This is a genomic window from Flavobacterium eburneipallidum (assembly GCF_027111355.2).
Taxonomy (GTDB): domain Bacteria; phylum Bacteroidota; class Bacteroidia; order Flavobacteriales; family Flavobacteriaceae; genus Flavobacterium; species Flavobacterium eburneipallidum.
The window spans coordinates 3682626-3697218 of record NZ_CP114291.2 but is presented as its reverse complement, the minus strand read 5'-3'; the positions used below and the strand labels follow the sequence as shown (position 1 = coordinate 3697218).

Genomic DNA, 14593 nt, shown 5'->3' with positions numbered 1-14593 from the left:
TATTATCATGAAGAAATTAATTATTGCCGCATTATTGGTTGTTAGTATTTCAGCTTTTGCACAAGACGAAAATCAACCAGAAAGAAAACCAAGAGGAGAAGGACAACAAAGAGAAAGAATGTCGCCAGAACAAAGGAATAAAGCATTGCTAGATCGAATGACAACCGAGTTGAAATTAGATGCCAAACAACAGGAGTTAATTAAACCCATTCTTGCTGAACAATCCGCTAGAAACCAAGCCTTGAGAGCCGAAAGAATGGCTGGCGGCGAAAAACTAAAAGATATGTCAAGCCAAGAACGTGAAGCACTGAAAACAAAAAGAGAGGCCGAAAAAACAGCTACCGAAAGTAAATTAAAAGCTATCTTGACCCCAGAACAATTCACAAAAATGAAAGCCAATGAAGAAGTGGCTAGAGAAAGAATGAGAGAAGGAAGAGAGAATCGACAAAACAGACAAGAGTAAGAATTGAATTAATTCAAATAAAAAAGTCCCAAATAAATTTGTATTTGGGACTTTTTTTATGCTTTGGTTTTTCGATTAATTTTGTGATAAACCGTGAAACGGACAATGTCTCTATCATAAAAATCGATACCACTGGCTCGCCTTTGAAAACTTTTGAGATAGCCTAGCTCTAAATGAATGTTGGGGTTAAAAGCATATCGTAGTGCGCCGTAAATTCGGTTTTGATCAAAGGTGTTTTTGGTGTTGTCTTTTCCAAGATTAAACATCACTTCGTCAGAAATACTTCCTTTTAAGCTTTGTTTTTCTTTTTCCCAAAGGGTAAAAGTAGCTTGCAATCGATATCTAAATCGCCAAGCATAAGAGTAATCGTCTAGTAATTCTGTTGCATTGGCTTTTTGAATAAATCGCTCCTCTACTTGAAATCGATTATGAAAAGTGATTTTGGCAATATCATTTATCAAAGTAACATCCTGTTGCAGTCTATATTCTGGAACTGAATAATCAGGATTGTTATTAGGGTTTTGAGTATTGGCATTAAAATAAGCAAATCCGCCACCTAAATCTATGTTCTTATTTGCTCGGTATCGACCTTGGACTCTTAATACAAAAACATTTTGACAAATAGGATCGATAAAATTCCGATTGTCAATTTCAGAATGCAGTGCCCATTTTTCGGTTAAGGGCAAAATGTTGTAATAACGAATCCATGTCAAGGATTGGTGGTCAATATTTCTTTTGGTTTGAGCCAATGCAAGTTGGCTTATAAGGACTAAAAAGAACGTTAATCTAAAAATTTTCATCTGTTTTGTATCATTCAGGCTGCGAATATATACAAATGAGAGTAGATTTATAGAAAAATGAAACGGTTTTTAAATCTGTTTTAAAATTGATTTGTGATTTTGAATAAAAAATAGTCTTCATAGAATTAGAACAATTTAATCAAAACACCCAACAGTGCAGCAATACCAATAATATGCGGTTCTTGTATTTTTTTGACATAAATCAAAGTCAACACGGTTCCTATGGCGATTAATGCAGTCGGAATATCGACAATTGTTCGAATAGCGATTACAATTACGGCACCAACCAAAGCTCCAATCACACCAGCGGTTATTCCGTCCACAAATGCTTTGATACTTTTGTTTTTCGAAATTTTTTTGAAGTATGGAGCAGGTAGAACGGTAAACAAGTAACAAGGCAAAAAGGTAGCCAAAGCAGCGATGCAAGCCCCTGTAAAACCTGCTACTAAATAACCAATAAATCCTACAGTAATTACAACTGGTCCAGGCGTTATCATAGCTACAGCTACAGCATCTACAAATTGATTTTCGGTTAGCCATCCGTGTTCGTTGACTACTCCAGCGTGCAAGAAAGGAACAATGGCTAGTCCGCTTCCAAAAACAAAGGCACCCGCTTTGACGAAAAACCAAGCCAATTCGCCTAATTTCCCCAATTCGATAGTTGAAAATCCAGCGGTAGTTAGTAGAAAAAAAGAGGCCGTTTTAGGTTTTTTTATCCATTCGGGCGGTGCTTTTACAATCATATAAATAAAGCCCAAAACAATAAATAACAGTAATTCTTCTTTTTGAGTTATTGCTGTAAGTAATGTAGCTGCAATGTAAAACAACCAAAGCAACCAATTGTTCTTGATGGCATGAATCTCAAATTTACTGATTGATTTGGAAGTTAATTTATAAGAACTTAAAACAATGATGCCAATTACAGCGGCACTTATTCCGTAGAAAATTGCTTGCATCCAAGGCAAACCACCATAGGCTTGATACGCTATTCCTAGTAAAACGACCATTATAAAAGAAGGAATCACAAAAGCCAATCCAGACAAGGTTGCTCCTAAAACACCATAATGAACAAATCCCATGTAGATTCCCAATTGCGCTGCCAAAGGACCAGGCGCTAATTGCGAAAGAGCTAATCCTTCTTTGAAATCGGACTCGTTAATCCATTTTTTGTCTTCAACCAAATCTCGTTGCATATAACCCACTAATGCCACGGGGCCTCCAAAACCAGTTGTGCCTAGTTTTAGAAAATATTTGGAGAGTTCGAGTAAAGTATAGGTAGGTTGAGTTTTTATGATTTCAGACATATGTTTGGTGTGAATATATTAAAACGTGATTCCAAATTGAAGTCCAAGTGTTGCCGAAGCGGGTTTATCGTTTCCAAATCGAACAGGCACAGGGACTGATACATAATAATTATAGTCTTTGTGAATGCCAATGGCTTTGCTTATAACGGGCGTAAATCCATATCGACCAGAAGTTTCAAAAGCAAGTCTTCCTGCAAAAGTGAATTCGTGTTTTAATTTGACAAGTATTCCAGGATGAATTAAAACGCTATTTACTTTACTGATTTCCTTGTCGCTTCTTATCGTTGGAACTATTTCGAATGAAAATCCAATACTTTTGTTTTTCCAAACATTGATAGCAATAGGCATTCCTACGGTGTAATGGTCTTTAAAATTAGTAGTCGTTTCCTCGGATGTGAAAGTTACTAATGGATGTACTACACCAACAGCAACTTTTATTTTTGGAAAAGTTGTTACTTCGTTTTGAGCATGTAGTTTTGAGGATGTGAATCCTGAAAAAAGTACAATCGCAGTTGCTATAAATTTTAGTTTTGTATTTAAAGAGTAATTTTTTTTCATGCACTATTTTTAAATTTAAAAAAAACCGTCGTAAAATGTAAACACAATTACGACGGCATAAAGATAATAGAACTATTAAGTCTTACAAAGCATATTTTAATGTAACTCCATAAGTTCTTTGATCACCTAATACTCCAGCATAGTGTCCAGCATTTCCTCCGGCAGGCAGTAATTGTTCATAGTAATCTTTGTCTAAAAGGTTGCGTCCCCAAACGTATGCTGATAAACCATTAGCAACTCTAAATCCTAAACGTCCATTAAAGATTGCATAACCTGGAACTACTAAATAAGTAGAAGCAGAAGGGCTTGATGAAAATTGGGAACGAGCATAAGAATCAATGGCTACGAAAAATTTACCAATATTTCCGAAGAATTTAGCGTCTTTAGTATATTCGCCTCCTAAACTTCCTGCCCATTTTGAAACACCAGGTAAATCAGATCCAGAAACATCTTTAAAAGATACCGAAGATCCTGTTTCTTCCAGTGGTAGTGGAGCATTAGTGAATTTAACATATTTCCCATCACTGTAAGTTACAGCAGCATTAAGGCTAAAGTGCTTGTTGATAATAAAACTGGCATCTAATTCAGCTCCTCTTACACGTACTTTGTCAGCATTAGCAAGGTATCCACGGTTTACACCTAATTCAGCAGCTTGAACGTTGGTTTGAAAGTCTTTGATGTCTGTATTAAAGAATGTCAAGTTCAATATTGAATTTTTGAAAGGGGAGGTTTTTACTCCAAACTCATAATGATTTACATCTTCAGGTTTAATTACTGCAAGATCAGCTAGAGTTTGTCCCGCTGCAGGAGTAGGAAGTCCTGCAACATTCACACCAATTGGTTTATAACTTTTGGCATAAGTCGCATACGCATTGATTTTGTCAGAAGCTTTGTAAGTTATGGTAATGTTTCCAGAAAAGTCTGTTTTGTCTTCACTTGCTTCAAAAGATTGATTGGTATAAACTGCTCTTTTGATTGCTAATAATTGAGGGTCTGTAGTTTGTAATCCACCATAAGTTTGACGATCGTATTCTGCCTCTTTGTTGTCGTAATTGAATCTTAAACCAGGGAGTACATGCAAGCGATTTGTAATTTCCCAGTCTAATTGACCAAATACAGCCGCACTTGTAGAATGTATTTGAGCATTAGTTCTTATGCCATATCCTTCTAAAAGTCCTGGTTCTTGCCATCTTGCTAAAGGTACTGGTGTAGATACACCACCAGCAGGAGTATAATTTACAGGTGATTGTGAAAATCTCCATTGTGCATTACCTGATTCTTCTGTTCCTCTCACTTTTACTGTTTGATCTATAAAAAACACTCCAGCCACACCGCTTAATTTTGATGAAATTTTTCCAGCATAGCGAATTTCTTGAGTAATTTGAGTATGTCTGGCAGGATTTTGAGATTTAGCTAATACTTGTAATCCTGTAAAGTCTCTATCGTTTGATGGATCCCAATTCCAAAATCTCCATGCAGAAGTCGAGGTAAGTGTTCCGTTGCCAATTTTAGTGTCAATGTTAAGAGAAGCTCCACCTAAATCTTGTCCTGAACGCCATGGAGTGTCTTGATCAATTTTACGGTCAAAAGCATTTCTGCTTGGAAGTTGGTAATTCAAATCGGCTATAATAGCATCAAATTGGCGATAAGCAGCTCTTTTTGTAGGGGCAACTCCAGCAACAACTTGTGCATATCCATCAGGACGTTGTGTTGTCAAATCGGCTGCCAATGTGATATTGGTGTTTTCAGTTGGTGTAAAAAGCAATTGTCCTCTAAATCCTTGATTGTTCAATGTGTTAGTTGGTTTTCCTGTAGCAACATTTTCAATTAATCCATCACGTTGTGTGCCTGAGAAAGACAAGCGACCAGCTATTTTTTGACTCAAAGCTCCTGTGACTGATGCCTTGGCTTGTAGATAGCCATAGTTTCCGTAGCTTAATTCGAAATCAGCACCAGATTTGAAACTTGGTTTTCTTGAAGTGATATTGAATGCACCCGAAGTAGTATTTTTTCCAAACAAAGATCCTTGTGGTCCACGTAATACTTCAATTCTTTCTACATCAATAAAATCTAAAGTTGTAGCTGCTGGACGAGAATAATATACACCATCAACATAAAAGCCTACTCCTGGATCAATACCATCATTGGTCAAACCATACGGAGAGCCTAGTCCACGAATGTTGATTCCTGTATTTCTTGGGTTAGATGAATACAATTGTACAGAGGGTACAATCTCTTTGATTCGGTTTACATTAAAAGCACCAGCTTGTTCGGCTTGTTTACCAGTTACTACAGACACTGCAATCGGAATATCTTGTATTTTTTCGATTCTGCGTCTAGAACTTACTACTACTTCTGTTAAAACATTTTCAACATCATCTAGTAGAATGATTTCTAAAGGTCCTGTTGGTGCTTTTTTGATTTCAATTTCCTTGGTTTTGAAACCATCATATTGAAAAATAATAGAGTAGGGTAACTCTTTTGTATCTATGGTAAATTTACCATTGGCATCAGTAGTTGTATTTGTAGTTGTACCTTTTAGGACAACGTTTACACCTTCGATAGGCGTATTTTGATCATTTTTTAATGATCCTTCTAAAACGCTTTGTGCATAAGTTGCCGAAAATAATAAAAGAAAGAATAAACTATAAATTGTTTTTGTATAAATCGTTTTCATTTTTATATAAATTATATGTGATTAGTAGAGTTTTAATTAAATTTTTTTTAATACTATCACATACACATCATTTGGTTGTTCTTGTTTCTTTTTTTCTTTAGTACATTTTTTTGGTATCGCTCTTTTGAGAAAACGAACTGACTTGAATACTTTTTCATACTTTTAGATTTGCATTATTAATTATGGTGCAAATATATAATTAATTCTATAAAACTAGTAGTATTTAAAAAATATTTTTTTATTTTTTTACTAATGAAGCTATTGTAATGCCTTGCATGGCTTTTAAAGTTTCGTTGCGAATAATCAACAAACCGTGTCTTAAACTGCATTCTTCCTCGGTTTTACAGTCGCTACAAGCTTCGTAAAAATTCAAAGAAGCACAAGGCAAAAGCGCAATAGCTCCATCAAATAATCGGTGGATATCTGCCAAAGTAATTTCGTTTTTTGACTTTATCAAATAATATCCGCCCAATTTTCCTTGCTTACTGCTTACAAAATGACCTCGTTTTAGATCCAATAGAATTTGTTCTAAAAACTTTTTGGGAATATTAGCGCCATCAGCAATTTCTATCGTTCTAGAAATGTGACCTTCCTCTTGCTCTGCTAGATATAATAAAGCCTTAAGGGCATATTTTGCTTTGTGTGATAACATAAAACTATGATTTTTTGAACATTATAAACTATTTTTAGAATGCTGTAAATTGAATACTAAAAACTGAACACTGATTACTAAATTCTACCAACTTCCACCAGAACCTCCACCAGAGAAACCGCCTCCGCCAAATCCACCACCGAATCCGCCTCCGCCTGACGAACCACCGCCGAAACCACCAGAACCACCTCCAAATCCACCACGACCTAAATTACTCAAAATAATGACATCTAGCAAACTTGGTCCACCGCCACCTGAATTTCCTGAATTGCCACTACCACCACCTTTGTTTCTTGATGCTAATGCAATGATAATTATAATGATTATAATTAGAGGGATAATGGGAAAATCTTTTCCCTTGGTTTTTCGTTCGCCTTTGTATTTGCCTTTAAAAACATCAAAAAGAGCATCGGCACCTTTGTCTAATCCTCTGTAATAACTGCCTGCTTTAAATTCTGGAATGATAATATTTCTTGTAATTTCTCCGCCAATTCCAGCTGTCAATTTGTCTTCAAGGCCATAGCCAGGCGAAATCCAAATTTTTCTTTCTGCTTTTGCTAATAATATAACGACCCCATTGTCATTTTCTTTGCTTCCACCAATTCCCCATGTTTGTCCCCATTTTGGCGTCAAAATTCCAATATCTTCGCCTTTCAAACTTTCGATAGTGATCACTACAATTTGAGTTGAGGTAGAATCAGAATAACGAATGAGTTTTTCTTCTAATTGCGTTTTTTCATCGGCACTTAAAACCTTGGCATAATCATAAACCGAAGTTTGGAAACTTGGTTTTTCAGGAATAGTAAATTGGGCAAATAGAAAACTGCTGTAAAAGAGTATAAAAAAATAAAAAAATAAGTTGATTCCTTTTTCAATTTTCGACTTCTGACTTCTAACTTCTAACTTCTGACTTATTTCCATTATCCTTTAGATATTTCGTTTGATAATTCATTCGTGTCGTCTTCGTGATACGGAAAGTATTTTTGCAATTGTTCGCCAGCTCTAGTAATGCCGTCAATCAATCCTTGTTTGAAGTTTCCTGTTTTGAATTGATTTGCCATGACATCTTTGGTGCAATCCCAAAAATCATCAGGAACAACATCATTAATGCCTTTGTCTCCACAAATCACAAAATTATGATCTTCGACAGCTACGTAGATCAAAACGCCATTTTGCAGTTCGGTAGCATCCATACCCAAATCGTGAAAAACTTCCAAAGCCCTGTCATAAGGAACTTTGGAAGTCGTTTTTTCTATATGGACTCTAATCTCGCCAGAAGTTTCTTTTTCAGCCATACGAATAGCTTCAACAATCGCTTGTTCTTCTTCTTTGGTTAAAAAATCTTCAACTTTTGACATTAGTTTTTTGAATTAGAATTTTACTTCAACAGGTTTTTCAGCACCTTGAACCGCTTGAAAATATGGTTTTTCTTTGTACTTGCCTAAAAAGATACTTTGTGGCATTGCTAATACATAACCATTATAATCTTGAACGGATTCGTTAAAACGAGTTCTTGAAGTAAGAATCTGATTTTCTGTACTAGCTAATTCGTCTTGTAATTTCAAGAAGTTTTCATTTGCTTTCAAAGTAGGATATTGCTCTACGCTAACTAATAATCTTGACAATGAAGAAGAAACTCCTGATTGTGCAGAATTAAACGCAGCTAATTGTTCTGGAGTAACATTAGCAGGATCGATAGTTACCGATGTTGCTTTTGCTCTAGCTTCAATTACTGCGGTTAATGTACTCTTTTCGAAATCGGCAGCACCTTTAACAGTGTTCACTAAATTTCCGATAAGGTCATTTCTTCTTTGATAAGCGGTATTTACATTACCCCATTCCTTATTAACGGCTTGGTCTTTTTGCAAACCTGTATTCATAATTCCCATTGCCCAAAAAGCAATTATTATTACTAATCCAATTCCAATAATCCAAGGTAAAAATCTTTTAAAATCCATTTTTGTTTAATTTAAAGTTTAGTATTTAAGTTTGTGTTTTTATAAAATTTAAAGTTCATTCTTAATATTAGTCAATTGTACTTTTATAGCTTCCAATTTACTAACAATATCAAATTTATCCAACGTTTTCTTTTGTCCTTCTTTCAAATGCGTTCTGGCACCTTCGAGTGTAAATCCTCTTTCTTTGACCAAATGATAAATCAATTGCAAGTTTTTGACATCTTCGGGTGTGAACATTCTGTTTCCTTTGGCGTTTTTTTTCGGTTTAAGAATATCAAATTCACTATCCCAAAATCGGATAAGCGATGCGTTTACATCAAAAGCTTTGGCTACTTCGCCAATGCTGTAATATCTTTTGTCTTTAGATAATTCTATGTGCATATTTTAATCTTATGATGTTTATTCTTTTGAAATCTAAAATCTAAAGTCAGCAATCTGAAATCGTTAATCAAACGATTGATTCTCCTGATTCGCCGCTTGTGCAATCGCAATATATTCTACCGCTGAAATATTTCCGTAATAAAAATTCAATGGATTCACGACTTTACCATTTTTGTGCACTTCATAATGCAAATGCGGTCCTTCTGATCTTCCTGTACTTCCTACATACCCTATTATATCGCCACGTTTTACTCGTTGTCCAGCACGACATTTGTATTTGCTCAAATGTCCGTATAAAGTTTCATAGCCAAAACCGTGTCGGATCACAATATGATTTCCGTATCCAGAAGCCGTGTTATCTGCTTTTTCAACGACTCCGTCGCCTGTGGCATAAATTGGAGTTCCTGTTTTGGCGGTAAAATCCATTCCTTCGTGCATTTTTCTAGCCTTGGTAAATGGGTCAGTTCTGTATCCAAAACCAGAAACCATTCTTTTTAAGTTTTCATTCTTTACTGGCTGAATCGCTGGAATCGCTGCCAATAATTTGTCTTTATTTCCAGCCAATTTCAAAATGGCATCTAATGATTTCGACTGAATAGCGACTTCCTTTTGTAACACATCAATTCTTTTTGTGGTATTGGTCACCAGTTGTGAATTGTCGTATCCTTCTAATTTTGCATATCTGTTTTTATCATTAAATCCCGCTTTTCTTTCTTCCATCGGAATTCCATTTGCATTAAAATAAACGCGGTATAAATTATTATCCCGATCTTCAATGGCGGAAATTACTGCATCAATCTGATCCATTTTTTTGTTCAAAATGGCATAATTCAACTTCAAGTTTTCAATTTCTCGAGCTTGTTTGATGTTTTTTGGAGTTTCAAAATAAGGAGTATTCAATAAAGCGATAAAACTTAAAAAACCAAACAATGCCGAAGCCAGTAAAAATAACATCAAAACGCCGAATTTTTTTCTCTTTTTTGTTATTATCTTTCGATAGGCTAGATTTTCGGAATCGTAATAATATTTTACTTTCGCCATATTTTAAAATACCCTATTTTTGCAGCTCAAAAAAAGTTAGTCGAACAAATTTAGTAAATGTTTCATTTGTTCAATCTTTTTTTCAATAATAAATATTTTAATGTCCCTTTTACAGCATTCATTGCTATCAAAGGTAAAAAGTTGATTCGTCGATTTGGTTATTCGTTAATTCGAAATCAATCGATTAAACAAATCAACAAATAACCGATTAAATAATAAAAATGAAATCACAAGACATTCGTAAAGCATACCTCAAATTCTTTGAATCAAAAGGGCATTTAATTGTTCCGTCAGCGCCAATTGTGTTAAAAGACGATCCAACCTTGATGTTTAACAACTCGGGAATGGCACAATTTAAAGAATACTTTTTAGGAAACGGAACTCCTAAAAGCAAACGTATTACCGATACGCAAAAATGTCTTCGTGTTTCAGGAAAACACAATGATTTAGAAGATGTTGGTTTTGATACCTATCATCATACGATGTTCGAAATGTTAGGAAACTGGTCATTTGGTGACTATTTCAAAAAAGAAGCAATTCCTTGGGCTTGGGAGTTTCTTACTGATGTTTTAAAATTAGACAAAGACCGTTTGTATGTTTCTGTTTTTGAAGGAAATGAAGCCGAAAATGTTCCGTTTGATCAGGAAGCTTTTGATATTTGGAAACAATTTGTGTCTGAAGATCGAATTATTCTTGGAAATAAAAAAGATAACTTTTGGGAAATGGGCGATCAAGGACCGTGTGGACCTTGTTCTGAAATTCATATTGATTTGAGAACAGATGCTGAAAGAAATGCAGTTTCAGGAAGAAGTTTAGTCAATGCCGATCATCCGCAAGTAGTGGAAATTTGGAACAACGTTTTCATGGAATTCAACCGTAAAGCGGACGGTTCGCTAGAAAAATTACCAGCGCAACATGTAGATACCGGAATGGGATTTGAGCGTTTGTGTATGGCAATGCAAAATGTTACTTCCAATTACGATACCGATGTTTTTACGCCACTTATCGAAAAAGTGGAACAGATTACAGGATTAAAATACACTTCAAACGAAGTAAAGAACATTTCAGAAGAACAAAATAAAACGAACATTGCTATTCGTGTTGTTGTGGATCACGTTCGTGCCGTTGCGTTTGCCATTGCTGATGGGCAATTACCATCTAACACTGGTGCGGGTTATGTAATTCGTAGAATTTTGCGTCGTGCCATTCGTTACGGATTTACATTTTTGAATACCAAAGAACCTTTTATCAATAAATTGGTAGAAGTTTTAGCCAATCAAATGGGCGAATTTTTTCCAGAAATCAAATCGCAACAACAATTGGTTACCAACGTAATTCGTGAAGAAGAAGCTTCATTTTTAAGAACTTTAGATCAAGGTTTACAATTGTTAGATAAAGTTGTTGTAGAGACTAGTGGAAAAGAAGTTTCAGGCGCAAAAGTTTTTGAATTATACGATACATTTGGTTTTCCAAAAGATTTGACGGCTTTAATTTTAAAAGAAAAAGGATTTTCATATAACGAATCAGATTTTGAAGCTGAATTACAAAAACAAAAAGCACGTTCTCGTGCAGCATCAGAAGTTTCAACTGAAGATTGGTCGGTTTTGATTTCAGGAAATGTAGAAACATTCGTGGGTTATGACCAAACTGAAAATGATGTAAAAATCACCAGAATTCGTAAAGTAGATTCTAAAAAAGATGGGATTTTATACCAAATCGTTTTAGACAACACACCGTTTTATCCAGAAGGTGGAGGACAAGTTGGTGACAAAGGAACATTAGTTTCTGCTAACGAAACGATTGATATTATTGATACAAAAAAAGAAAATAATCTGATTTTGCATTTTGCCAAACAACTTCCAGAAAATATTGAAGCTGGTTTTATTGCCAAAGTAAATACTGATTTAAGAACGTCAACTTCTAAAAATCACTCGGCTACACATTTGATGCATTTGGCTTTGAGAAATATTCTTGGAACACATGTTGAGCAAAAAGGGTCGTTAGTAAATCCAAATTACTTGCGTTTTGACTTTTCACATTTTGCTAAAGTTTCTGACGAAGAATTACGTCAGGTTGAAGCAAGTGTAAATTCACAAATTGAAGCACAATTGCAATTACAAGAACATAGAAATATTCCAATTCAAGAAGCGTTGGATAAGGGCGCAATGGCTTTGTTTGGTGAAAAATATGGCGACAGTGTTCGAATGATTGAATTTGGCGAAAGCAAAGAGCTTTGCGGTGGAATTCACGTAAAAAACACTGCTGATATTTGGCATTTCAAAATCATTTCAGAAGGTGCAGTTGCAGCAGGAATTCGTCGTATTGAAGCGATTACTGGTAATGCCGTGAAAGATTTTTACAAAAATCAAGAAAGCACTTTGGCAGAAATCAAAGAAACGTTGAAAAATCCTCAAGATATTTTGAAATCGGTTGCAACTTTACAAGATGATAATGCCAAGTTGAAAAAACAAATTGAGCAATTAGTAAAAGAAAAAATCGACGGATTGAAGAATACTTTAGCTACTGATTTCCAAGAAATAAACGGAATAAACTTTTTAGCAAAACAAGTAGATTTGTCAATGAGTTCGACTAAAGATTTAGCGCAAGCTATTGGAACTTCAAAACCAAATTCATTTGTGTTTTTAGCTTCTGTTGAAGATAATGCGCCTAATATTCACTGCTATATTTCAAAAGAATTAGTAGCAGAAAAATCTTTAAATGCTGGAAATGTCATCAGAGAATTAAGTAAGTACATCGACGGAAATGGTGGAGGGCAACCGTTTTTTGCCTCTGGAAAAGGGAAAAATGTTTCAGGAATCAAAGAGGCTTTAGCAAAAGCTATTGATTTTGTGAAGTAAATTTTATTTCACAAAAGAGTACAAAAAAAGGGTTTAACTTTAGTTAAACCCTTTTTTGATGGACATAAGTCTTATTATTTGGTTTCTATTGTTACTTTTTCAGTTGACTAACAATTGATTTTATTTCTTGTTCTTTGCTTTTTGGATAAATCAACAAAACATTATCTTTATCTACAACGATAAAATCTTCTAATCCATCAATGATTACTAATTTGTCTTTGGCAGTACTAATGATGTTGCTTGATGAATTATTTAATAAAACAGTAGCATTTACGACTGCATTATTATTGTCATCTTTATCTAATTTTTCGTGAAGAGACCCCCAAGTTCCAAGATCATTCCAATCGAAAGTTGCTGGTAACACATACACATTTTTTGCACTTTCCATCACGGCATAATCAATAGAAATATTTTCGGCTAATGCGTAATTTTCTTCAATAAAAGTTTTTTCGGCTGAAGTATTATAACTCGCTAATCCTTTTTGAAATAAGGCATTCATTTGTGGTTGTGATTTCTCGAAAGCTTCAGTTATCGACTTCACACTCCAGATAAAAATTCCACCATTCCACAAGAAATTACCACTTTGCAAAAATGATTTAGCAGTTTCATAATCTGGTTTTTCACGAAATTGGGATACTTTTTTAATTGAATTTGAATCCGTTTTGTCGTATTCAATATAACCAAAACCGGTGTTAGGAAAAGTAGGTTGAATTCCTAAAGTCATCAACGCATTTTCTTTGGCACTAAAATCAAAACATTGTTGCAAATTAGCTGTAAAAGCATTTTCGTCTTCAATCCAGTGATCGCTTGGTGCGACAACCATTACAGCATCTGGATTTTGTTTTTGAATTTTTAGGGAAGCATATAAAATACAAGGAGCTGTATTTCGCATGGCTGGTTCTAATAAAACTTGTTCTTGTTTGATTAGTGGTAATTGCTCTAAAACAATAGAATTGTATTTTTCATTGGTTAAAACCAAAATATTTTCTACAGGAATCAATTTTGATAATCTGCTGAAAGTCTTTTGGATTAAGGTATCTCCAGCACCTAACATATCGTGGAATTGTTTTGGAAATTCAGTTGTACTTACTGGCCAAAATCGGGATCCAACTCCACCTGCCATTATAATTGCGTAATAATTTTTATTCATTTTTATATCTTTATTTTATAAATATCAATCTTAATGGTTGCAAATGTATTTATTATAATTCAAACCAAAGCATCAAAATGGCAATTGTCGTCTATCTTTCGTTAAAACGACATTTTTTAACGTTCAACTAACATTAACCTGGAATTATTTCTACTTCGGCATTAGCATTGAACAAAAACAACCTTCCTGTATTCACTTCAATACATTCATATCGTTTGGTTCGAAGTCCATTTTTTTTAAAAATCCTTCCATTTTTAATTCGAAATAAACTTCCTGAAGGCACTTCGTGAATATAATGAACATCGGCTTTTCTTTCGTCAAATTGTTTTAATGCAAAAGCTAGTCGGGCATCGGTGTCGCTACTAGCGGTTGGATTTCTGAAATGATTGGCTACTAATGGCAAAACAGAATTGGGAAATATTTCTGGCCGAATAAACGGAATCATCAATCTTTGGAAAGTAATTTTCCATTCGTTTCCGTGAGGCTTGATGTTTCTTCCAAATTTTTCGAAAGCAACCAAATGTGAAATTTCATGTACTAAAGTAATCAGAAATCGGTATTTATTCAAGTTAGCATTGACTGTGATTTCGTGTTTGCCACTCAACCCTTTTCGGTAATCGCCATGACGAGTTTGCCTCTCATTGACAATTTTGAGATGAACTTGATTCGTAACAATCAATTCAAAAACTGGCTTAACGGCGTGTTCAGGCAAATATTTTGATAACGTATCGGACAAATTGTGCGTTTTGGA

14 protein-coding genes are annotated in these 14593 nt (G+C 34.7%); 2 read left to right on the top strand and 12 right to left on the bottom strand.

Annotated elements, in window-relative coordinates:
• Positions 1 to 7 precede the first annotated feature (7 nt).
• The gene (locus OZP15_RS15615; RefSeq protein ID WP_269226361.1) at positions 8 to 463 is read left to right on the top strand and encodes a DUF4890 domain-containing protein; all 456 of its coding nucleotides are present in this window, start codon (positions 8 to 10) and stop codon (positions 461 to 463) included.
• Positions 464 to 519: 56 nt separating this feature from the next.
• Here OZP15_RS15615 and OZP15_RS15610 read toward each other — a convergent pair whose 3' ends face one another.
• The 10 genes from OZP15_RS15610 to OZP15_RS15565 form a co-directional block, all read right to left on the bottom strand.
• The gene (locus OZP15_RS15610; protein ID WP_281336586.1) at positions 520 to 1263 is read right to left on the bottom strand and encodes a DUF2490 domain-containing protein; all 744 of its coding nucleotides are present in this window, start codon (positions 1261 to 1263) and stop codon (positions 520 to 522) included.
• Between the two features lie 125 nt (positions 1264 to 1388).
• Entirely contained in the window at positions 1389 to 2567 is a 1179-nt protein-coding gene (locus OZP15_RS15605) for a chromate transporter (protein ID WP_281336585.1), read from the bottom strand.
• An 18-nt stretch (positions 2568 to 2585) separates the two neighbouring features.
• Positions 2586 to 3125, bottom strand: coding sequence for a hypothetical protein (locus OZP15_RS15600; RefSeq protein ID WP_269226357.1), 540 nt, complete (start codon positions 3123 to 3125; stop codon positions 2586 to 2588).
• A gap of 82 nt (positions 3126 to 3207) precedes the next feature.
• Positions 3208 to 5802: a TonB-dependent receptor gene (locus tag OZP15_RS15595; RefSeq protein ID WP_281336584.1), complete on the bottom strand. Its 2595-nt coding sequence runs from the start codon at positions 5800 to 5802 to the stop codon at positions 3208 to 3210.
• A gap of 238 nt (positions 5803 to 6040) precedes the next feature.
• Positions 6041 to 6454 carry an RrF2 family transcriptional regulator gene (locus tag OZP15_RS15590; RefSeq protein WP_269226354.1) on the bottom strand — a complete coding sequence of 138 codons (414 nt, stop codon included), beginning with the start codon at positions 6452 to 6454 and terminating at the stop codon, positions 6041 to 6043.
• An 84-nt stretch (positions 6455 to 6538) separates the two neighbouring features.
• Positions 6539 to 7375 carry a TPM domain-containing protein gene (locus OZP15_RS15585; protein WP_269226353.1) on the bottom strand — a complete coding sequence of 279 codons (837 nt, stop codon included), beginning with the start codon at positions 7373 to 7375 and terminating at the stop codon, positions 6539 to 6541.
• Positions 7375 to 7812 (bottom strand): TPM domain-containing protein, encoded by a 438-nt coding sequence (locus tag OZP15_RS15580; RefSeq protein WP_269226352.1) that lies wholly within the window; start codon positions 7810 to 7812, stop codon positions 7375 to 7377. Before OZP15_RS15580 ends, OZP15_RS15585 begins: the two co-directional genes overlap by 1 nt.
• 12 nt (positions 7813 to 7824) lie before the next feature.
• The gene (locus tag OZP15_RS15575) at positions 7825 to 8412 is read right to left on the bottom strand and encodes a LemA family protein (protein ID WP_269226351.1); all 588 of its coding nucleotides are present in this window, start codon (positions 8410 to 8412) and stop codon (positions 7825 to 7827) included.
• Positions 8413 to 8460: 48 nt separating this feature from the next.
• Positions 8461 to 8793 (bottom strand): MerR family transcriptional regulator, encoded by a 333-nt coding sequence (locus tag OZP15_RS15570; RefSeq protein WP_281336583.1) that lies wholly within the window; start codon positions 8791 to 8793, stop codon positions 8461 to 8463.
• Positions 8794 to 8856: 63 nt separating this feature from the next.
• Entirely contained in the window at positions 8857 to 9834 is a 978-nt protein-coding gene (locus OZP15_RS15565; RefSeq protein ID WP_281336582.1) for a M23 family metallopeptidase, read from the bottom strand.
• 221 nt (positions 9835 to 10055) lie between these two features.
• Here OZP15_RS15565 and alaS point away from each other — a divergent pair, with 221 nt between their 5' ends.
• Complete coding sequence (alaS, locus tag OZP15_RS15560) at positions 10056 to 12692, top strand: alanine--tRNA ligase (protein ID WP_281336581.1); 2637 nt, start codon at positions 10056 to 10058, stop codon at positions 12690 to 12692.
• Between the two features lie 91 nt (positions 12693 to 12783).
• Here alaS and OZP15_RS15555 read toward each other — a convergent pair whose 3' ends face one another.
• Positions 12784 to 13842, bottom strand: a complete 1059-nt coding sequence (locus OZP15_RS15555) for a mannose-1-phosphate guanylyltransferase (protein ID WP_269226350.1) — start codon at positions 13840 to 13842, stop codon at positions 12784 to 12786.
• Between the two features lie 133 nt (positions 13843 to 13975).
• Positions 13976 to 14578, bottom strand: a complete 603-nt coding sequence (locus tag OZP15_RS15550) for a SprT-like domain-containing protein (RefSeq protein WP_281336580.1) — start codon at positions 14576 to 14578, stop codon at positions 13976 to 13978.
• Between the last annotated feature and the right edge of the window lie 15 nt (positions 14579 to 14593).